This window comes from Bradyrhizobium sp. BR 10261, assembly GCF_019455395.1.
Lineage (GTDB): Bacteria > Pseudomonadota > Alphaproteobacteria > Rhizobiales > Xanthobacteraceae > Bradyrhizobium > Bradyrhizobium manausense.
This window is the reverse complement of the sequence record NZ_JACOFQ010000005.1, coordinates 50,951-71,343: the sequence shown is the minus strand read 5'-3', so window position 1 is coordinate 71,343 and position 20,393 is coordinate 50,951. Positions and strand designations below refer to the sequence as shown.

Here is a 20,393-nt window from a genome sequence, read left to right as displayed (position 1 = left end):
CATTTTCCGATTGACGGCGCACAAGCCCGCTGATTTGGTGCGACCGCCTTTGCTTGCCCGGCAGCCATAAGCCGGCCCGCCCCTTTGGCGGTCGCGGTCAAGACAGCAAGGCATGAGGGGAGGACTGACGCCGCAATCGCTTTCGGTCTGCGATCCGTGCGGTCGCGTGCTTTTGCACGCCGGCCGGGCGTTGCGTGCTGAAGCCTCCCGTGAAGTGTTGGGCCGCGACGGAGAGAAGGTAAAATGCGTCCATTGCTGGCGATGAGTAACGCCATCGACGCCCTCAATGAGAAGATTGGGTACGTCTGTAACCTGCTCGTGCTCTTCGCATGCCTGGTCAGCGCGGCCAATGCCATGATCCGCTACGCGTTCAGCTACTCGTCCAACGGCTGGCTGGAGCTGCAATGGTACATGTTCGCGATCCTGGTGATGTTCGGCGCGTCCTACACCTTCAAGCGCAACGAGCATGTGCGGGTCGAAATTCTCTATCTGATGCTGTCCGAGCGCGGCCAGCTCTGGCTCGACCTGATCGGCACGCTGTTCTTCCTGATCCCTTCCTGCCTCCTGCTCGCTTATCTGTCCTGGCCGTTCTTCATGCAGGCCTATGACGTCGGCGAGATGTCGGGCAATGCCGGCGGCCTGGTCCGCTGGCCCATCAAGTTCGTGATCCCCGCCGGCTTCGTGATGCTGGCGCTGCAGGGTGTTTCCGAAGTCATCAAGCGTATCGCGGCTCTCCAGGGCTATGTGACGATCGACGCCAAGTACGAGAGGCCGACCCAATGATTACGCTGGAGATGATGCCGCCGATCATGTTCGGCGGCCTGGTTCTGGCGATGCTGCTCGGCTTCCCCGTCGCGTTCACGCTTGCCGCGGTCGGCCTCTCCTTCGGCTTCCTCGCCATCCATCTCGGATTCTTCGACCTCAACTTCCTGCAGGCGATCCCGGGCCGCGTGTTCGGCAGCGTGCTCTCCAACGAGCTGCTGCTCGCGATCCCGTTCTTCACCTTCATGGGCGCGATATTGGAGAGATGTGGCCTCGCCGAGGACATGCTGGATTCGATGGGCCAGCTGTTCGGCCCTATCAGAGGCGGCCTCGGCTACTCCGTCATCATCGTCGGCTTCATCCTTGGCGCCATCACCGGCACGGTGGCGGCGCAGGTCATCGCCATGGCGCTGATCTCGATGCCGGTGATGATCCGCTACGGCTACAACATGCGCTACATCACCGGCGTGCTGGCCGCCTCCGGCACCATCACGCAGCTGGTCCCGCCCTCGCTGGTGCTGATCGTGCTCGCCGACCAGCTCGGCAAGTCGGTCGGCGACATGTATCTCGGCGCCTGGGGCCCCTCGGTGTTCCAGATCCTGCTGTTCGCCGGCTACACCTTCATCCTCGGCCTGATCAAGCCCGAGCACGTGCCGCCGGTGCCGAAGGAAGCGCGCACGCTGACCGGCTGGGCGCTGTGGAAGAAGTGCCTGATGGGCATCATCCCCTCGGCCGTGCTGATCTTCGTCGTGCTCGGCACCATGATGATGGGCCTTGCGACGCCGACCGAAGCCGGCGCCATGGGCGCGGTCGGTGCCATTGTGCTCGCCGCGATCCACCACAAGGATTTCACCTCGACCGACCGCAAGGTGCTGATCATAGGCGTGGTTGCTGCCGGCATCGGCACCATCGTCGCGATGTTGTTCACCGAGAACGTGATCTTCAAGATCGCGTTCGCCATCACCTATCTCGCGGTCGCCTGGATCTGCATCCAGGCCGCGCGCATCCCCGACCTGCGCGACCTGATCAAGCAGGGCTACGAGACCACCATGCGCATCACCTGCATGGTCACCTTCATCCTGATCGGCTCGACCTGCTTCTCGGTGGTGTTCCTCGGCGTCTCCGGCGGCGTCTGGCTCGAGCACATGCTGACGTCGCTGCCCGGCGGCGTCTGGGGCTTCCTGATCTTCATCAACCTCTTCATCTTCTTCCTGGCGTTCTTCCTCGATTTCTTCGAGATCGCCTTCATCATCCTGCCGATGATCGCGCCGATCGCGCAGAAGATCCTGGGGCCCGTCGTCGGCGACGGACCGGCGCTGATCTGGTTCGGCGTCATGCTCTGCGTCAACATGCAGACCTCGTTCCTGCATCCGCCGTTCGGCTTCGCGCTGTTCTACCTGCGCGGCGTCGCGCCGAAGGAAGTGAAGAGCTCGGACATCTATTGGGGCGCGATGCCCTGGATCGGCCTGCAGATGATCATGGTGCTGATCGTGATCGCCTTCCCGATCACCGTGACGGGCCTGCTGGACAAGCCTGTCAGTGTCGACCTCGACAAGGTCAAGATCGAGGTGCCGCAGATCGACCTGCCCCCGCTGGATTTGGGACCACCGCAGAAGTAGCGACCGCATTTCTTCCTTCTCCCCTCATGTCCGCCGAAGCCTTGGCGAAGGCGGATGCGGGAGAAGGTGGCGTTACACGTGACAAGCGCGGCAAACGCAGGCATACCGGGCCATCCTCCAACCGATGGACCGCCGCGCATGTCACGATCGCTCATCTCTTCGTCGCTCGCCCTGCTCGCCTCACTGTGGCTTGCAAGTGCCGCCGCCGAACCGATGGCCGACATCCACGCGCTGGCGCAGCAGGAGCGGCAGCCGCTGCTCGATACGCTGCGCGATCTCGTCAACATCGAAACCGGCAGCGGGGATGTCGAGGGCCTCAACGTGATCGCGGGCCGCGTCGCCGACCAGCTCAGGCGGATCGGCGGCGAGGTGGAGATCCTGCAACCCACCGACATCTATCGGCTCGATGACACGCCGGAGAAGATTGGACCTGCCGTGCACGCCACCTTCAAGGGCACCGGCACCAGGAAGATCATGCTGATCGCCCACATGGACACGGTGTATCTGCGGGGCATGCTGAAGGACCAGCCGTTCCGCATCGACGGCGACAAGGCCTATGGCCTCGGCATCGCCGACGACAAGCAGGGCGTCGCGCTCATTCTCCACACCGTCGCGATGCTGCAGAAGCTGAACTTCAGGGATTACGGCACGCTCACGGTGCTCACCAACAGCGACGAGGAGATCTCCTCGCCCGGCTGGCGCAGCACCATCACCGGGTTCGCTTCCGATCAGGACGTCGTCTTCTCGTTCGAAGGCGGCGGCACCGACGGCTCGGTGCGGCTCGCCACCAGCGGCATCGGCTCGGCCTATCTGACGGTGACAGGCAAGTCGTCGCATGCCGGTTCCCGTCCCGAGGGCGGCATCAACGCGCTCTACGAGCTCTCGCACCAGGTGCTGCAGATGAAGGATCTGTCCAAGCCCGAGCAGGGCCTGAAGCTGAACTGGACCGTGTCGAAAGCCGGCACCAACCGCAACGTGATCCCGGCCGAGGCCACCGCGCAGGCCGATGCGCGCGCGCTGAAGGTTTCCGATTTCGACGAGCTGGAGAAGACTCTGCAGGAGAAGATCAGGAATCGCCTGCTGCCGGACTCCAAGGTCGAGCTGAAATTCGAAGTGCGGCGCCCACCGCTCGAGGCCAACGACGCCTCGCGCCGCGTGGCGGCCTACGCCAGGACGATCTATCAGGAGCTCGGACTATCCATGAACGTTGCCGAGAAGGCGACGGGCGGCGGCACCGATGCCGCCTTTGCCGCGCTCAAGACCAAGGGCGCCGTGATCGAAGGCATGGGGCTGTCAGGCTTCGGCGCGCATTCCAATGACGCCGAATATGTGAAGCTCGACAGCATCGTGCCGCGCCTCTATCTGACCACGCGGATGATCATGGATCTGTCCACAGGCAAGCTGAAATAGCGGTCGGCGTTCTTCCTTCTCCCCTTGTGGGAGAAGTGGTTCTCTCCACGAGCGCAGATATCGTAGGGTGGGCAAAGCGAAGCGTGCCCACGTACTGCAAAATTCGGTTAGAGATGGTGGGCACGGCGCGAGTGCGCCTTTGCCCAGCCTACGCTTCCTGAAGGCAAGCGGAGAGGGTTAAGCCCCCTCCTCCGCCAGCCTGAACCGCAGCGTGAACTCGGCGCCGCCGCCGGGGAGATTGTCCACCGCAACCGTTGCAGCATGATCGTCGGCGACGCCCCGCACGATCGAGAGGCCGAGGCCCGCACCGTCGCTGCGCTGGCGATCCCTGCGCCAGAAGCGCTGGAAGATCAGCTCACGCTCCTCTTCGGTCACGCCGGGGCCGCAATCGCGCACCCGCACCGAACCGTCGTCGCCGACCTCGACGTCGACGGACGTCTCCTTCGCGGTGAACTTGATGGCGTTTTCGGCGAGGTTGAAGACCGCGCGCTGCAGCATCTCGGAATTGCCGTGGATCAGCACGGGCGCCTCGGCGCCCTTGAGCGCGATGTCCTTGTGCTGTGCGATCGCGAGGGGCGCGATCGCGCCGACCACCTCGGCGCAGACGGCGCGCAGATCGGCGGTCTCGCCGGGATCGAGCACCAAGGTGTCGAGCTCGGCGATCTCCAGCAGCTGGGCGACGATCCGGCTCATGCCTTCGATGTCGTCATGCAGGAGCTGCCTGACCGCACTGTTGCCGAGGGTCTCGATGCGCGTGCGCAGGATCGCGAGCGGCGTGCGCAACTGATGGGCCGCGTCGGCCGTGAACTGGCGCTGCAGGCGAAAGCCGTCCTCGAGACGGTCGAGCGCCTGGTTCACCGCGGTGACCAGCGGCATGATCTCGCGCGGAATCTGCTCCGTCGGCAGACGGACGTCCGTGCGGGCAGGGCCGATATTGCTGGCCTCTTCCGACGCCTTCCAGAGCGGCGCAATGGCGCGGCGGAAGATGAAGATGTCGATGGCGAGCAGGATCAGAAGAATTGGAATGGTGATCCACCCGACCCGGCGGAAGAAGTTGGATACGATATCGTCGGTGATGACGTCGCGGTGGGACAGGTCTTCCCCGACCCTGATGCGAACGGTGGTGCCGTCGATCGTCTGCGTCACTTCGGCACCCGAAACCGTGTCCGACCTCACATCGCCGGTCTTCTTGTGCGATGAGAACAGCAGGCGGCCGTCGACATCGCGGATATCGTACTGGTAGCGGCCATAGGCTTCCGAATAGAGACCCCGCAGACTGTCCGGCAGATTGAACGTCACCTTGCCGTCGGGCTGGACAGAGATGCGCTCGGCAAGCGTCTCGGCCTGGGCCCGCATCGCCGCCCGATGCAGCTGGTCGATCTCGGAGTTCAACAGCCAGAACAGGACCAACGGCAGGAAGATCGCCACCACCGCGACCGCGATGATGTGCAGGAACACGATGCGCGAGATCAGCGATTTGAACGAGGGGGCCCGGAGTTTGGATCCGGTCCTATATCCGGTCTTGGACCCGATCTGGAATCCGCCCCAAGCCACGCTATTTCTCCTCGGCCATCATATAGCCGACGCCACGGATCGTGTGGATCACGACCTTGGCGCCGTGTTCAGTGAGCTGCTTGCGCAACCGGGAGACATAGACCTCGACCGCATTGGAGGCGACCTCGCCCTCGAGCCCGAAGATGTGATCCTCGACATTCTTCTTCGGCACCACCCTGCCCTGCCGGCGCAGCAAAATCTCCAGCACGGAGGTCTCGCGCGAGGAGATGATCCGCGGCTTGTCGTCGACGAAGATCTGGCGGCTCTCGGTGTCGTAGACGAGATTGGCAAGCCGCAACGAACGGCCGAGCAATTGCCCCGGGCGGCGCAGGATCGCTTCCAGCCGCGCCACCAGCTCCTCCATCGCGAACGGCTTTGCCAGATAGTCGTCCGCGCCGCTGCGCAGGCCGTTGACGCGGTCCTGCAAGCCGCCGCGCGCGGTCAGCACCAGCACCGGCAGCGGCTCCATCTGCCGTCGCAGCTCGCGCAGCACCATTAGGCCGTCGCCGTCGGGCAGGCCGAGGTCCAGGATCATCGCAGCGTAGCTCACGTTGTGCACCGCCTCACGCGCCTCCTCGGTGCTGCCGACGATATCGCTCTCATAGCCGGCCGCCGCCAGCCCGCTGGCAACCAGCCGCGACAGCTCGACATTATCCTCGACGATCAGAAGGCGCATGCAGTAAACTCAAGCTTCCGGCATTTCCGAACCGCGCGCACGCGGCGATTGCCGATCTGTTCCACCATTCAGCGGATTGGGCCAGCAAAAAATGACGGCGGTCGGGCTTTCTTCCGGGCGCATCTTTAGCGGCTTGGAACGGCGAGACGCCGCCCGAAAGACGCCGACGCAACAAAGGCTAACGACCTCTCACAACTCATAACAGGCGCGTCCCGCGCTTTGGCGGGATGATCCGGACGAAACGCCAAAGCACATCCCAAAGTACATCCCAAGGCACATCTCAAGGCACATCCCAAGGCACATCCCAAGGCACATCCCAGGCAAAGGAGAGGTTCCATGAGGACGTTCATCAGACCACGGGCCGCCGCTACGGCGGTGATGTCCAGCAACGAAGCCGTCGACCACGATAGGCGCAAGCTCCTCACCACGGCCACTACCGGCATCATGGCCGCCGGCGTCGCAACCCTGCTTCCGGCCGGCCCGGCACCAGCCGCAACGAAGGACGCGATCCGCCCCTTCAAGATCAATATCACCGACAAGGCGCTCACCGATCTCCGACACCGTCTCGCCATCACCCGCTGGCCCGACAAGGAGACCGTCGACGACGACTCGCAAGGCGTGCCTCAGGCCACGCAACAGGCGCTCATCCGCTATTGGCAGACCGACTACGACTGGCGAAAGGTCGAGGCGCGGCTCAACGCGTTGCCGCAATTTCTGACCGAGATCGACGGCCTCGACATTCATTTCCTGCACATCCGCTCGAAGCATCCGAACGCGCTGCCGATGATCGTGACGCATGGCTGGCCCGGGTCGGTGATCGAGCAGCTCAAGATCATCGATCCCCTGACCAATCCGACCGCGCATGGCGGCGGCGCCGACGACGCCTTTGATCTCGTCATCCCCTCGATGCCCGGCTATGGATTTTCGGGCAAGCCGACCACCACGGGCTGGGATCCGCAGCGCATCGCGCGGGCCTGGGTCGTGCTGATGAAGCGGCTCGGCTACAGCAGGTTCGTCGCGCAGGGCGGCGACTGGGGCTCGCCTGTTACGAACGAGATGGCCAAGCTCGGCGCGCCGGAACTGATCGGCATTCACGTCAACCTGCCCGGCGTCGTGCCGCCGGAGATTTTCAAGGCCGTGGCCTCGGGCGACCCTGCACCGGCCGACCTTACCGACGAGGAGAAGCACGTCTTCGCCCAGCTCAAGATTCAGTTCACGAAGCGGCGCGCCTATGCGCAGATCATGGGCACGCGGCCGCAGACGCTGTCGGGCCTTGCCGATTCCCCTGCCGGCCTTGCCGCCTGGCTGCTCGATCACGGCGACGGCTACGCCCAGCCGGCCGCGGCGATCGCCTCGGCCGTCGCAGGGCGTACCGTCAATGGGCATTCAGCGGGAGCGCTAACGCGCGACGACGTGCTCGACAACATCTCGCTGTACTGGCTGACCAACACCGCGATCTCCTCGGCGCGCCTCTATTGGGAGAACAAGACCAATCTCTATCTGCCGGCCAATGTCACCATCGCGGCCGCCGTGACGGCGTTCCCCGGCGAGAGCTTTGTGGCGCCGAAGAGCTGGGCCGAGCGGGCCTATCACAAGCTGATCTACTTCCATCAGGCCGAGGCCGGCGGGCACTTTGCGGCATGGGAGCAGCCCGCGATTTTCAGCCGCGAGATTCGCGACGCCTTCCGGCCGCTGCGCAGTTCAACCTGACCGCCACGACGGTGCGGCCGCTCAGGCGAGATAGCCGGACACACCGTCCCACAGCAGCTTCAGCGCCGTGACGACCAGCAGCCCGTAGCAAGCGCGGAAGACCTGCTGCTGGTCCAGCCGTCCGTGCAGGCGCCAGCCGAGCCAGACCCCGGCGGGAATGGCGAAGAGACAGATCGCCATCACGATCCATTCGTTGCCGCCGGGACGCGTCAGCAGCAGCCATGGCACCGCCTTGGTGGCATTGCCGACGGTGAAGAACAGGCTGGTCGTTCCGGCATAGACCTCCTTGGTGAGGCCGAGCGGCAACAGATACATCGCCAGCGGCGGTCCGCCGGAATGCGCGACCATGGTCGTGACACCCGAGGCGAGACCGGATGCGATCGCCTTCGGCGCCGAACGCGGCGCAATGGTCACCTTGGGATCGCCGAAGAACCACAGGCCCACGAAAATCAACGTCACAACCGCCATCACGATCGCGACGGCGCGGTGATCCAGCACGCGAAACAAGAGATAGCCAAGACCGATGCCGATCACGAGCCCAGGCAATAGCAGCACCAGGTCCGGCTTCGACCAGGTCGACGGCTTCCAGTAGCGCAGCGCAAACAGGTCCATCGCGATGAACAGCGGCGCGAGCAAGCCGCCGGCGGTCACCGGGTCCATCACAAAGGACAGCAGCGGAATGCCGACGATCGAGAAGCCACCGCCGAACGCGCCCTTCATGAAGCAGATCAGGAACACGCCTGATAAGGCGATGAGGATGGTGGTGAGCGTCATCTCCATATCGGTTGCTCCGACACCACCGCCCGCTCGGCGTCGCTACGAAGCGCGTGAGCGCGACGAGCTGTCGCTGCGGAAGAACAAGCGGGGCAGCGCTGAAGGCACGCCAAACGACAGTCCGATGAACGCGAGAAACAGGTCGAAATAACTGGGGTGCATTGTCGTGGCTCCGAAGTCCCGGGGGACGAACCCGGTGCAATTTGCTGATTGCCAGGAATATGCTCCGATCTTCATATCAGTACAATAATAACATTGATCTCGGAGCAATTCCGGCGAGCGACGCCGGAAAGCGAGAGATGCATTTCTCCGCCCGTTTTGGGTGCAACGACGGAGCTGCTCAATCGCGCTTGGACTTTCGCGGTTTCGACAGAGCGTGGCGCCACGCTGTCTCCAGTGCCGACTTCAGCTCGCCCGAAGTCAGCTTCGCCAGTGTTGCCGTGGTCCAGCCTTGCTTGCCCCAGGCGTTCGGTACGGGAGCGAACGCTTCGGGCGCCGTCAGGCATTTGAGCTCCTGCTCGTCCGGCGTGAACTTGAAGTTGGCCGTCTTGCCGTCGGCAGCGAGGGTCACGTAGATCCGGGCCACCTTGAAAGCGGCGCGATCGAAGTGAGGGGCCTCCGTCGTCCCGGACAGCGACAGGGCTATGCGGCGAAGGTCTGCGCTCGTGGCCATCGGCAACTCCTGGGAAGAACGGCTCCGTGAGTCACGCCACGGCACAGCGTGCCCTCGTGCAAAATCGTGGAATCGTGACTACAACTCGTTTGCCAAACGAAGGGCCCGATTGCAGAGGCTTTTAGCCTGACGTGATGGATTATCTCTGAAAAGCAGCGCTGAGTGCAGCCAATTGGCCGCTCGTTGCCCCCTGCTCCGCCTCGGCCCGGCTTGCCGGCAAGTCCATGTAAGTGATCGGCTGATCGAACTGGCTTGCCGTGAAGTCATACCTGTGGCCTCCGATCCGATTGTAGAAATGGTCGCCGGCCGGCAACGGTGTCTTGAGCAACTCACCGCCAAAGAGGTCGTGAATGAGCAGCGACGTGACGTTGCATTGTCCTGCTGCCGGATTGTCCACGGTCCACTGGCTGGCTGTCGCTAACGACCATGCCTTGCGCAAGGCGCGCTGAACGTCATCGGGATCGAAATTCATCGTCGCCCAAGGGTGATGACCGCCACGCGGATTTCGGATTATTCGATTATCGCCTTATGCCACTGTTTTGCCCGACGGGTCAAGCCCAACTCCTTCCACGCATCACCGTCCCTACTGTGCATGGGGTTGTTTTGCAGATTTTGAATAAGCCTGCCGCATCACGAAAAAGCCCGGCCTCGCGAACGAGGCCGGGCCATTCAGTCCGACAGACTGGTCGAGGATCAGCCGCGGGTGCGCGAGCGGATCATGAAGCTGTCGTAGGTGTACTCGGCGACCTGCCACCACAGATATTCGTCGGAGCGGTAGGCCTGCATCGCGTCGATCGACTTCTTGAAGTCGGCGTTCTTGGCCGACAGCTCGGCCCACAGCTCGTTGGTCGCCTTGAGGCAGGCTTCCAGCACTTCGTTGGTGAAGGGACGCAGCTGCGTGCCGCCGGCGACCAGTCGCTTCAGCGCCGCCGGGTTCTGCATGTCGTAGCGCGCGGCCATCCAGCTATTGGCGTTGGCCGCCGCGTTGGTGAGGATCGCCTGGTAGTTCTTCGGCAGCGAATTCCACTTGTCGAGGTTGGTGAAAGCGTGGACCATCGGACCACCCTCCCAGAAGCCCGGATAGTAGTAGTACTTGGCGACCTTGGCGAAGCCGAGCTTCTCGTCATCATAGGGGCCGACCCACTCGGCTGCGTCGATGGTGCCCTTCTCCAGCGCCGGATAGATGTCGCCGCCGGCGAGCTGCTGCGGTACCACGCCGACCTTCTGGAGCACCTGGCCGGCGATGCCGCCGATGCGGAACTTCAAGCCGGAGAGGTCCGCAACGGTCTTGATCTCCTTGCGGAACCAGCCGCCCATCTGGGTGCCGGTGTTGCCGCAAGCGAAGCCGATCACGTTCGACTTCTTGAAGAACTCGTTGCCGAGCTCGGCGCCGCCGCCCTGGTACCACCAGGAGTTCTGCTGGCGCGCGTTGAGGCCGAACGGCACTGAGGCGTAGATCGCCCAGGTCGGGTCCTTGCCGACATAGTAGTAGGAGACGGTGTGGCACATCTCGACCGTGCCGTTCGAGGTCGCATCGAGCGCCTGCAGGCCGGGGACGACTTCGCCGGCGGCGAACACCTGGATCTGGAACTTGTTGTCGGTCATCTCGGCGACGTACTTCGCCAGCTGCTCGCCACCGCCATAGATGGTGTCGAGCGACTTCGGGAAGCTCGACGTCATGCGCCACTTGATCTCGGGCGAGGACTGCGCAATCGCCGGCGAGGCCACCGCGGCTGACGCAGCCGCGCCTGCTGCCGACACTTTCAGAAAATCACGACGCTTCATTTTCAGGTCTCTCCTTGCTGGGGCGTGTCCCCGAACTTCCTCTTTGCTGCCACTCGTCCCGCCGACGCGGATTTGAGCCGCGTCGAACCGAAGGGGCTTTGCTGCCGTGGCGTTTAACACGGAAGCCCTTGCCACGGAACGCGACATTGGCATGACGGGGGGCGACGAAAGTCGCATGTCCCCAGACATCAGGCTCAGGCTGCGGAAATCGCGCCCTTGAGCTGGTCCCGGACCTGTCCCGCAATGGCGCGATAGATCGCCGCATGAGGGCCACCAGGTTCGCTGTCCACGACGGGATTGCCGGCGTCGGATGTGGCGCGAATCGCCATGTGCAGCGGGATCTCGCCGAGGAACGGTACCCCGAGCTTCTCGGCCTCGTGGCGCGCGCCGCCATGGCCGAAGATGTCGGATTTCGTGCCGCAATGCGGGCACTGGAAATAGCTCATGTTCTCGACGATGCCGAGCACGGGCACGTTGACCTTCTTGAACATGGCCAGCCCACGCCGCGCGTCGATCAGCGACAGGTCCTGCGGGGTCGAGACGATCACGGCGCCCTTCAGCGGCACGTTCTGCGCCAGCGTGAGCTGCGCATCGCCCGTGCCCGGCGGCATGTCGACGACGAGCACGTCGAGCGTGCCCCATGCGACGTCGCGCAGCATCTGCGTCACCGCCGACATCACCATCGGCCCGCGCCAGATCATCGCGGTCTCTTCCTCGACCAGGAAGCCGATCGACATGATGGCGAGGCCGAAGCGCCGCAGCGGAATCATCTTGCGCTCACTGTCCAGCTCCGGCTTCTCGTGCAGGCCGGTCAGGCGCGGCACCGAGGGGCCGTAGATGTCGGCATCGAGCAGCCCGACCTTGAGGCCGAGGTCGCGCAGGCCGAGCGCCAGATTGAGCGCGGTGGTCGACTTGCCGACGCCGCCCTTGCCCGAGGCGACCGCGATCACGGCGGCGACGCCGGGAATTTCGGACTGCCGCGCCATCGGCGATTGGGCGCCGCCCTGTGGCGGCGGCTTGTGGGCGTGGACCGGCTGCACGCCTGGTGTGCCACGGCTCGGCTGCGGGGGTGGCGGCGGCGTGCTGCCAGGCTTGCGCTCGGCTGTGAGGGCGACCATGACGGTGGTGACGTCGGGGATGGCGCGCACGGCGGCCTCGGCCTCGGCCCGGACGGATTCCCAGGCCCGCGCCTCGGCGGCATCGACGTTGATCGAGAAGAACACCTTGCCATCGGACGCGCTGATCGCGCTCAGCACATTGGCATTGGTGAGCGCGACCCCGCGGGGCGACTTGATCTTGGCGAGGCTGTCGAGGACCTGTTGCTGCGTCACGCTCAAAGCGCATCTCCTGGAAGTTCAAGATGCCCCATTAGAGCGGAAACGGCCAAAAGGCTACTGCCTGCCGATATCGTCAGCCATCTCCTTGGGTGCGGTCCCCTGCTCCAGGGCCGCCTCGTAATTGAGCTCGATCATGACCCCGTTGGGGTCATGGACGAAGATCTGCCAGAGCTCGCCGCCGGGCACCTGGCGGGAGTCGAATTTCATCCCTTTGGAAGCCAGGCGCTGCTTCATGCCGTCGAAGCCACGGCTGACGAAGGCGACGTGGTGGACCACGCCGGAATCCGGCTTTTGCGGCTCGGAGGTCGGGGAAATATCGACGAGGTGCACGACCGGCTTGCCCTCGCTGTACATCCAGGCCCCGGGGAAGGCGAAATTCGGCCGGGGTCCTTTTTCGAGGCCCAGCACGTCCTCGTAGAAGCAGACCGTGTCGGCCAGATGCCGGGTCCGAATATTGAAATGATCGAGGACGCCAACGCTCACGCTGCCCATGCCTTTACTCCCTTTTTTTATGCAGGTCCTTGAGGCCCGCCATCCTAGCACAGGAGGCCGCCAAACGAAGCCGTTGCCCTCCGCCCCTAACGGTTTATGGTGCGCCCGTTCCCCCCTCAGGCGGAACCTTAGGGATCCCCGGCTGGCGCCCCTCGCCCGGCTGCAACCGTAAAACTCAAGCTACGGACACACATATGGCTAAAGTCGCTTTCCTCGGTCTCGGCGTGATGGGTTTTCCCATGGCCGGACACCTCGTGAAAAAAGGGGGCCATGAGGTCACCGTCTACAACCGCACCGCGGCCAAGGCGAAGGAGTGGGCGGACAAGTTCGGCGGCAAGACGGCACCGACCCCGAAGGCTGCCGCCGAGGGCCAGGATTTCGTGATGTGCTGCGTCGGCAATGACAACGATCTGCGCGCCGTCACGATCGGCCCCGACGGCGCATTCGCAGGCATGAAGAAGGGCGCGACCTTCGTCGATCACACCACCGCCTCCGCCGAAGTCGCGCGCGAGCTCGACGCGGCGGCGACCAAGGCCGGCTTCAAGTTCATCGACGCGCCCGTCTCCGGCGGCCAGGCCGGCGCCGAGAACGGCGTGCTGACGGTGATGTGCGGCGGCGCGCAAGAAGACTATGCCGGCGCCGAACCTGTTATCACGGGCGCGTATGCACGGATGTGCAAGCTGCTCGGGCCCGCCGGAAGCGGCCAGCTGACCAAGATGGTCAACCAGATCTGCATCGCCGGCCTCGTGCAGGGCCTCTCGGAAGGTATCCACTTCGCCAACAAGAGCGGCCTCGACGTCGCGGCCGTGATCGAGACCATCTCCAAGGGCGCGGCGCAGTCCTGGCAGATGGAGAACCGCTACAAGACCATGAACGAGGGCAAGTACGATTTCGGCTTCGCGGTCGAGTGGATGCGCAAGGATCTCTCGATCGCGCTCGCCGAAGCCCGCCGCAACGGCGCCAGCCTGCCGGTCACCGCGCTGGTCGACCAGTTCTATGCCGAGGTCGAGAAGATGGGCGGCAAGCGCTGGGATACGTCGAGCCTGCTCGCGCGCCTCAATCGCTGACCTGATACTGCCTTGCTGACCGCGATCGCCGCAATCTTCGTCGTGACCTATGCGGCGATCGCGCTCGAGCATCCCCTCGGGATCAGCAAGACCGCGACCGCGCTTCTCGGCGCGGGTCTGCTCTGGACCATCTACGCGGTCACCATCAGGGATCACGCGCTGGTCAGTCATCAGCTCGACGAGTCCGTCGCGGCTACCGCGCAGATCGTGTTCTTCCTGATCGGAGCGATGACGATCGTCGAGGTAGTCGACGCCCATGACGGCTTCGAGGTCATCACCTCCCGCATCAACACGACGAGCCAGGTCACGCTGCTATGGGTGGTCGGCTTCGTGTCCTTTGTCCTGAGCGCGATCCTGGACAATCTGACGACCACCATCGTCATGATCTCGCTCATCCAGCGCCTGATCGCCCGGCGCGACGACCGCTTGCTATTCGCCTCCCTCATCGTCATCGCGGCGAATGCCGGCGGCGCATGGACCGTGATCGGCGACGTCACCACCACAATGCTGTGGATCGGCGGCCAGATCACGCCGTTGAAGATCATGCGCGCGCTGTTCCTGCCCGCGCTGGTTAATCTGCTCGTGCCGCTCACCTTCATCAGCCTATCGCTCAGGGGCAAGACCATCGCGGCGCCGCAATCGGAGGACGGATTGCTCGCCGTTGACCGGTTCGAACGTAACCTGATGTTCTGTCTCGGGCTCGGCGTGCTGATTGCGGTGCCGGCCTTCAAGACGCTCACGCATCTGCCGCCCTTCATGGGCGTGCTAATCGGCCTCGGTATCGTCTGGCTGGTCGGCGAGGTCCTTCACCGCAACAAGGATGAGCACGTGCGCCAGCCTCTCTCGCTCGGGCATGCGCTGACCCGGATCGACATGGGCTCGATTGTGTTCTTCACCGGCATTCTGCTCGCGGTCGCCTGCCTCGAACATGCCGGCCTCCTGACGATGCTGGCCAGATGGCTGGAGACGACGATAGGCCGCCAGGACGTCATCGTCGTCGTGCTTGGCCTGGTCAGCGCCATCATCGACAACGTGCCGCTGGTCGCGGCGACCATGGGCATGTACGACCTCGGCCACTACCCGACGGACAGCTTCCTCTGGGAGTTCATCGCCTATTGCGCCGGCACCGGTGGCTCGATCCTGATCATCGGCTCGGCGGCGGGCGTTGCCGCGATGGGGCTGGAGCGGATCGAGTTCCTCTGGTACGCCCGACGCATCGCGGGCGCGGCGCTTGCGGGCTATCTGGCTGGCGCCGTGGTCTACGTCGCGCAACATGCGTGGCTGCACTGACCCGATCCAAATTTAACGCCTCGTTAACGTAATTCTTTAGCTCCTTAAGTCACCTCTTAAGGATTTCTTGCCAGAGATAGACAATGCAGAAGGCGCGCGTCCGACGCGGGCAGGAACCGTTGTTGCTTGATGAGTAACCCCGCTGAAAAGCCTGAGGTAGTGCAGCTTCCGGCCGCGCCGGTCAGCGCTCCATCAGTGAGCAGCCGAAGGGCTGCGTCGCAGCGGGTCCGCGAGGCACGCGACAAGTTAACGTCGACCAGCGGAACCCGGCCGGCCTTCGACGCCGAGCTGTTGCGCCAATATGCCCAGACGCGGCTATCGGCATCCTATGTCGTGATGCTGCTGGTGGTCGCGACCGGTGTGCTGTTCGGACTGTGGATGCAGCCGATCCCCGCCGCCGCCTGGACCGCCGGCATGATCTGCCTTCACGCGGCGATGATCCGCAGCTGCCGCCGCTTCCTGGCAGAGCCCGCCTCGCCGGCGGCAACGCGCGCCTGGCGGACACGTTTCGTCGTGCTCGACCTGCTCTATGGCCTGTGCTGGATGGCGATCCTGATCCATCCCGTGCTCGACATGGTCACGGAAACGCTGATGATGTTCCTGATGCTGCTGGTGATCGCAGTGTCGAGCATGCTTGCCGCCAATCTGCCGATCGCAGCCCTCGCCGCCACCGCGCCTGTTGCGGTCGCCATGGCGCTGAGCTTTGCGATGACCGGCTCGCTGGACAATTACATCCTGGCCGCGCTCGCGCTCGCGGCCGAAGGCTATTTCGCGTTGCTGGCGCATCGTCTTCACTCATCGACCTTCGCGACGCTGGAGGCGCGGGCCGAGAAGGACGCGTTGATCGGCGAGCTCGAACAGGCCAAGGCGATCTCGGACGAGGCGCGGCACCGCGCCGAATCCGCCAACGTGGCGAAATCGCGCTTCCTGGCACAGATGAGCCATGAGCTGCGCACGCCGCTCAACGCCATCCTCGGCTTCTCCGAGGTGATGAAAAGCGAGATCTTTGGTGCGCATGCGGTGCCGGTCTACAAGGAATATTCCGCCGACATCCATAATTCGGGCGTGCATCTGCTCAACCTCATCAACGAGATCCTCGATCTGTCGCGGATCGAGGCCGGCCGCTACGAATTGAACGAGGAAGCGGTGTCGCTGGTCGGCATCGTCGCCGACTGCCATCATCTCATGAAACTGCGCGCCTCGAGCCGAGGCATCACCATCCACGAAGTGTTCGAGCAGGCGATGCCGCGGCTCTGGGCCGACGAGCGCGCGATCCGCCAGGTCGTGCTCAATCTGCTTTCGAACTCGATCAAGTTCACCCCGCAGGGCGGCGAGATCTGGCTGAAGGCCGGCTGGACCGCCTCGGGAGGCCAGTACCTCTCGGTCAGGGATTCCGGCTCGGGCATCCCCGAGGACGAGATCCCGATCGTGCTCGCCTCGTTCGGCCAGGGCTCCAACTCGATCAAGTCGGCCGAACAGGGCGCGGGCCTCGGCCTGCCCATCGCCAAAAACCTGATCGACCTGCATGGCGGCACCTTCACGCTGAAATCGAAGCTGCGCATCGGCACCGAAGTGATCGTCACCTTCCCGCCGGAGCGCGTGATGAGCGCGCTGGCGCCGCTATCGGAGGATTCGCCACCACTGCAGCCAGAGAGTTCTATGCTTCTCGATGAAAAGCGCCGGCCGCGCCACAAGCCCATCATGAGTGCAGGCACGGGCTCGTAAAACACATGCTTGCCGACATGCCCGATATTCCTTCAATATCCACGTATGAGCAAAGAAACGCCGTGCGTCGCCGTCTGCATGATCGATCCCAAAACCAAGCTGTGCTTCGGCTGCGGCCGGACCTTGCCGGAGATCGCGCGCTGGCACGCCATGGAGAGCGTCGAACGGCTCGCCGTCATGGCGCTGTTGCCGGCGCGCATGGCGGACGCTGGCCTTTTGCCGATCGCGGGATCGCCGAAACGCGCCTGACCGGCGTCCGGGCCATCGGAGGCGTGCGATGATCCGCCTCCTGCTCGTTCTCATCTTGCTGGCAGGAACCGGGGGCGCCGTCGTCGCCTATGGCGATCCCGGCCAGATCGCGCGCGCAAGCCACACGGTCTCACATATTTTCCGCGCGCAGACCGCGGTGCCGGCCCCCGCCGTGCAGATCCAGCGCGGTCAGGGCGGAGAATTTGCGCTGCGCGCCAAGATCAACGGCGTCGCCGCGCCGATGGTGATTGACACCGGCGCCACCTCCGTGGTGCTGACCTGGGAGACCGCAAAGGCGATCGGCCTGCCACTCGAGATGCTCGAATACGACGTCGACCTCGAAACCGCCGGCGGCCACACCAAGGCAGCCCGGCTGACGCTCGATCGTCTCGCCGTCGGCCATCTCGTCGAGAAATCGGTGCCGGCCCTCGTCGTGCAGCGCGGGCAGATGAAGACCAATTTGCTCGGCATGAGCTTCCTCGATCGCCTCGAGAGCTGGGGTGTGCGCTCCGACACGCTGATGCTCACGGGCTATCCGGAGCTGCAAAGTAGCCATCGCCGCGCCCGCACGGCAGTGGATTGAGGACCTAGGCTGCCGCCTCGGCCGGCGCGCGTGTCCCAACACGCGCGATCGCATCGCGCAGCACATCAACCCCAGCTCCCGGCCTAACGCCCTGTTCGGCAAGATGGCGACGGAAGGCCCGCGCGCCGGGCACTGCGTGGAAGGCGCCGACGAAATGCCGCGTTATGGCGTGCAGGCGCGTACCGCGCGCGAGCTGCGCCTCGATATAAGGCATCATCGCCTCGAACGCGTCCTGCATCGTCGCATGCGGAGGAGCTTCGCCGAAGATGTCGCTATCAAGGGCGAGCAGCCGCCACGGCTCCTGATAGGCGGCCCGGCCGAGCATGACGCCATCGACATGCGCAAGATGCGCTTTCGCCTCCTCGATACCGAGAACGCCGCCATTGATGATGACAGGCACATCCGGCATCGCGCGCTTGAGCCGATAGACACGATCATAATCGAGCGGCGGAATGTCGCGGTTTTCCTTCGGCGAAAGACCGTTCAGCCACGCTTTTCGCGCATGCACGATCAGCGCGTCGCAGCCTGCAGCCACGACGGCGCGCGCCAGCGTATCCAGCGCGACTTCGGGATCCTGGTCATCGATGCCGATGCGGCATTTCACCGTAACGGGAACGGACACCGCGCCCTTCATCGCGTCGACACATCTTGCGACGAGCTCCGGCTCCGCCATCAGGCAGGCACCGAAGCGACCGTCCTTTACCCGGTCGGACGGACAGCCGACATTGAGATTGATCTCGTCATAGCCGAACTGTTCGCCGATCCGCGCAGCTTTCGCGAGCTCACCAGGATTCGATCCGCCAAGCTGAAGCGCTACCGGGTGCTCCACCGCGTCAAAGCCGAGCAGCCGCTCCCGATCGCCATGAATGATCGCGCCGGTGGTCAGCATCTCCGTGTACAGCAGCGCCCGCCGAGTCAGATGGCGGTGGAACACCCGGCAATGCCGGTCGGTCCAATCCATCATCGGCGCGACGGAAAAGCGATAGCTTTGCGATTTCAATAATTTACACCCTACTCCAATCGGCTATGCCAGGAAAAACCGGCATTCGCCGCTGACCATTTGAAGCGCGCATATCCTTTGCCTGAACGCACTTCCGGTTCAACTGGAATAAAGAGGCCGATCTGTTCCATCGACGGCCCTATCGTCAGATGGCGGCGATGTCCAGCTTCGAGCCGTCGACCAAACGCGAGAGCCGGAACGGTGTGGGATCGACACAAGGCGTGTCGTTAACGACAAGCTCTGCGGCCAGATAGCCGAGCCCCGGGCCCAAACCGAAGCCGTGACCCGAGCAGCCCGCCGCGAGGACGAGGCCTTGCACCCCGTCCACCCGCGACACCACAGGAACTGCATCCGGGGTGCAATCGACGAAGCCGCCCCAGGCGCTATTGATCTTGATTTCGCCGAGTTGGGGGAAGGTTTTCCGGACACTCTCCACCACTTGGCTCACCAGCCATTTCAAGGGCGGAGGATCCAGCACGCGATTCTGCTCGAAGATCCGATCGTCGTTGGTCAGCAGCGCCGCCATTGAATCCGGTCCCGAAACGAACGATTGGCCGACGCCGAGCCTGACGTTCTTCAGGCGACGCATGAACTGCGGCATGAATTCCCGGCTATACCGGATAGCCTGAGGCGTGATTTCGAGGTTCGCCTTGCCGCTGATCGCAAGCGTATAGCTGCCGTCCAGTCGGCGCGTGATCGTGCAGTAAGGAGTGGAGACCGCCTCGCCTATGTTGATTGTCGGGGTAGAGCGCAGCGCGGTCTGACGGATGCTCGCTTGAGGGAAACTGATCCCGAGCGGCCGAAGGAGGCGCGAGGACCAGGCGCCGGCCGCGCACAGCACCGCGCTGGTTCTGATATAGCCCTTCTCCGTCTGCACGCCCGCGATCCTGCCATTGGCCAAGTCGAGCGCCCGCGCGGCGCATCCCTGGTGGATTGTGGCGCCCAGAGTTCTGGCCCCCTCGGCGATACCAGGCGCGGCAAGCGCAGGTTCGGCCTTGCCGTCCCGAGCCGAATAGGTCCCGCCGACCCATTTGTCGCGCGCTTCGGGGACGCGCTCGGCCACCTCCGCCCGGCTCAGCACGCGGGTGTCGACGTCGTACTCCCTGGCGACCTCGCGCCACCTTTCCCAGCCGGCGAGCACGGCCTCGTCGTGGGTCGCATAGACGAGACCGCAGCGTCGAAATCCGAGGTCCCGATTGATATCGCGCGTGAGCTCGTCCCACAGCCGCATGGAGATCACCGAGAGCGGCAATTCGCGGCGATCGCGGTTCTGCTGGCGGCACCAACCCCAGTTTCGGCTCGATTGTTCACAGGCGACGTGGCCCTTCTCGAGGAGCGCCACAGAGAGGCCGCGCTTCGCCAGGTAATAGGCGGCCGTAGAGCCGAGGATGCCGCCGCCGACGATGACGACGTCGGCCTCGGCTGGGAGACGCTCATCGCTGTGAATGCGCTCGACGTGGGGCGACATGTTTCAACGAACCTCGGCTGCCGGGGATGCGAAAAGGAAAGTCCCGATCAGCGCCTTCATCGCATCATGCGCGCGATAGAATGTGCTGAAATCATCTCGGACTTCGCAAGATGTAGGGGTGTTTGACCGCCTGATCGGACGATGCTGCTCAAGCCCCAGCCGCGTCCCAATTCGGCGGAGGGCGGCGCGACCTGCTCGTCCGTTGGATTGCTCCGGTAT

19 protein-coding genes are annotated in these 20,393 nt (G+C 64.0%); 9 read left to right on the top strand and 10 right to left on the bottom strand.

The window, feature by feature from the left end; genetic code table 11:
• The first annotated feature begins 243 nt into the window (after positions 1-243).
• From HYH07_RS07135 to HYH07_RS07125, 3 genes are all read left to right on the top strand, one after another.
• Positions 244-783, top strand: a complete 540-nt coding sequence (locus tag HYH07_RS07135; RefSeq protein ID WP_057758465.1) for a TRAP transporter small permease subunit — start codon at positions 244-246, stop codon at positions 781-783.
• Positions 780-2,381, top strand: a complete 1,602-nt coding sequence (locus tag HYH07_RS07130) for a TRAP transporter large permease subunit (RefSeq protein WP_220001833.1) — start codon at positions 780-782, stop codon at positions 2,379-2,381. The genes HYH07_RS07135 and HYH07_RS07130 overlap by 4 nt, the downstream gene beginning before the upstream one ends.
• Before the next feature lie 138 nt (positions 2,382-2,519).
• The gene (locus HYH07_RS07125) at positions 2,520-3,791 is read left to right on the top strand and encodes a M20/M25/M40 family metallo-hydrolase (RefSeq protein WP_220001832.1); all 1,272 of its coding nucleotides are present in this window, start codon (positions 2,520-2,522) and stop codon (positions 3,789-3,791) included.
• Between the two features lie 177 nt (positions 3,792-3,968).
• On the opposite strand, the gene HYH07_RS07120 is transcribed toward HYH07_RS07125, so the two are convergent.
• Positions 3,969-5,324 (bottom strand): ATP-binding protein, encoded by a 1,356-nt coding sequence (locus HYH07_RS07120; RefSeq protein WP_220002022.1) that lies wholly within the window; start codon positions 5,322-5,324, stop codon positions 3,969-3,971.
• Positions 5,325-5,346: 22 nt separating this feature from the next.
• Positions 5,347-6,021 (bottom strand): response regulator transcription factor, encoded by a 675-nt coding sequence (locus HYH07_RS07115; RefSeq protein ID WP_220001831.1) that lies wholly within the window; start codon positions 6,019-6,021, stop codon positions 5,347-5,349.
• A gap of 336 nt (positions 6,022-6,357) precedes the next feature.
• Here HYH07_RS07115 and HYH07_RS07110 point away from each other — a divergent pair, with 336 nt between their 5' ends.
• Positions 6,358-7,731 (top strand): epoxide hydrolase family protein, encoded by a 1,374-nt coding sequence (locus HYH07_RS07110; protein WP_409363886.1) that lies wholly within the window; start codon positions 6,358-6,360, stop codon positions 7,729-7,731.
• 21 nt (positions 7,732-7,752) lie between these two features.
• Here HYH07_RS07110 and HYH07_RS07105 read toward each other — a convergent pair whose 3' ends face one another.
• From HYH07_RS07105 to HYH07_RS07080, 6 genes are all read right to left on the bottom strand, one after another.
• Positions 7,753-8,511 carry a sulfite exporter TauE/SafE family protein gene (locus HYH07_RS07105; protein ID WP_220001830.1) on the bottom strand — a complete coding sequence of 253 codons (759 nt, stop codon included), beginning with the start codon at positions 8,509-8,511 and terminating at the stop codon, positions 7,753-7,755.
• Between the two features lie 334 nt (positions 8,512-8,845).
• Positions 8,846-9,178, bottom strand: a complete 333-nt coding sequence (locus HYH07_RS07100; protein WP_220001828.1) for an MmcQ/YjbR family DNA-binding protein — start codon at positions 9,176-9,178, stop codon at positions 8,846-8,848.
• A 139-nt stretch (positions 9,179-9,317) separates the two neighbouring features.
• On the bottom strand, positions 9,318-9,650 hold the full coding sequence (locus tag HYH07_RS07095; protein WP_220001827.1) for a hypothetical protein: 333 nt from the start codon (positions 9,648-9,650) through the stop codon (positions 9,318-9,320).
• A 221-nt stretch (positions 9,651-9,871) separates the two neighbouring features.
• Entirely contained in the window at positions 9,872-10,963 is a 1,092-nt protein-coding gene (locus HYH07_RS07090; RefSeq protein WP_057758482.1) for a TRAP transporter substrate-binding protein, read from the bottom strand.
• A 194-nt stretch (positions 10,964-11,157) separates the two neighbouring features.
• Complete coding sequence (locus tag HYH07_RS07085; protein ID WP_220001826.1) at positions 11,158-12,300, bottom strand: Mrp/NBP35 family ATP-binding protein; 1,143 nt, start codon at positions 12,298-12,300, stop codon at positions 11,158-11,160.
• A gap of 54 nt (positions 12,301-12,354) precedes the next feature.
• Entirely contained in the window at positions 12,355-12,792 is a 438-nt protein-coding gene (locus HYH07_RS07080) for a VOC family protein (protein WP_220001825.1), read from the bottom strand.
• 134 nt (positions 12,793-12,926) lie between these two features.
• Between HYH07_RS07080 and HYH07_RS07075 the strand changes: the two genes are divergently transcribed.
• The 5 genes from HYH07_RS07075 (at position 12,927) to HYH07_RS07055 (ending at position 17,706) form a co-directional block, all read left to right on the top strand.
• Positions 12,927-13,859: an NAD(P)-dependent oxidoreductase gene (locus HYH07_RS07075; protein ID WP_312016653.1), complete on the top strand. Its 933-nt coding sequence runs from the start codon at positions 12,927-12,929 to the stop codon at positions 13,857-13,859.
• Between the two features lie 12 nt (positions 13,860-13,871).
• Positions 13,872-15,149, top strand: coding sequence for a sodium:proton antiporter NhaD (gene nhaD, locus HYH07_RS07070; protein WP_220001823.1), 1,278 nt, complete (start codon positions 13,872-13,874; stop codon positions 15,147-15,149).
• Positions 15,150-15,278: 129 nt separating this feature from the next.
• Positions 15,279-16,874 carry a HAMP domain-containing sensor histidine kinase gene (locus HYH07_RS07065; protein WP_220001822.1) on the top strand — a complete coding sequence of 532 codons (1,596 nt, stop codon included), beginning with the start codon at positions 15,279-15,281 and terminating at the stop codon, positions 16,872-16,874.
• A gap of 45 nt (positions 16,875-16,919) precedes the next feature.
• Entirely contained in the window at positions 16,920-17,123 is a 204-nt protein-coding gene (locus HYH07_RS07060; protein ID WP_220001821.1) for a DUF1289 domain-containing protein, read from the top strand.
• Positions 17,124-17,151: 28 nt separating this feature from the next.
• Positions 17,152-17,706 (top strand): TIGR02281 family clan AA aspartic protease, encoded by a 555-nt coding sequence (locus HYH07_RS07055; protein ID WP_220001820.1) that lies wholly within the window; start codon positions 17,152-17,154, stop codon positions 17,704-17,706.
• Positions 17,707-17,710: 4 nt separating this feature from the next.
• Here HYH07_RS07055 and dusA read toward each other — a convergent pair whose 3' ends face one another.
• Both dusA and HYH07_RS07045 read right to left on the bottom strand, forming a co-directional pair.
• The gene (dusA, locus tag HYH07_RS07050; RefSeq protein ID WP_220001819.1) at positions 17,711-18,706 is read right to left on the bottom strand and encodes a tRNA dihydrouridine(20/20a) synthase DusA; all 996 of its coding nucleotides are present in this window, start codon (positions 18,704-18,706) and stop codon (positions 17,711-17,713) included.
• Between the two features lie 145 nt (positions 18,707-18,851).
• On the bottom strand, positions 18,852-20,174 hold the full coding sequence (locus HYH07_RS07045) for an FAD-binding oxidoreductase (RefSeq protein WP_220001818.1): 1,323 nt from the start codon (positions 20,172-20,174) through the stop codon (positions 18,852-18,854).
• Positions 20,175-20,393: the final 219 nt, after the last annotated feature.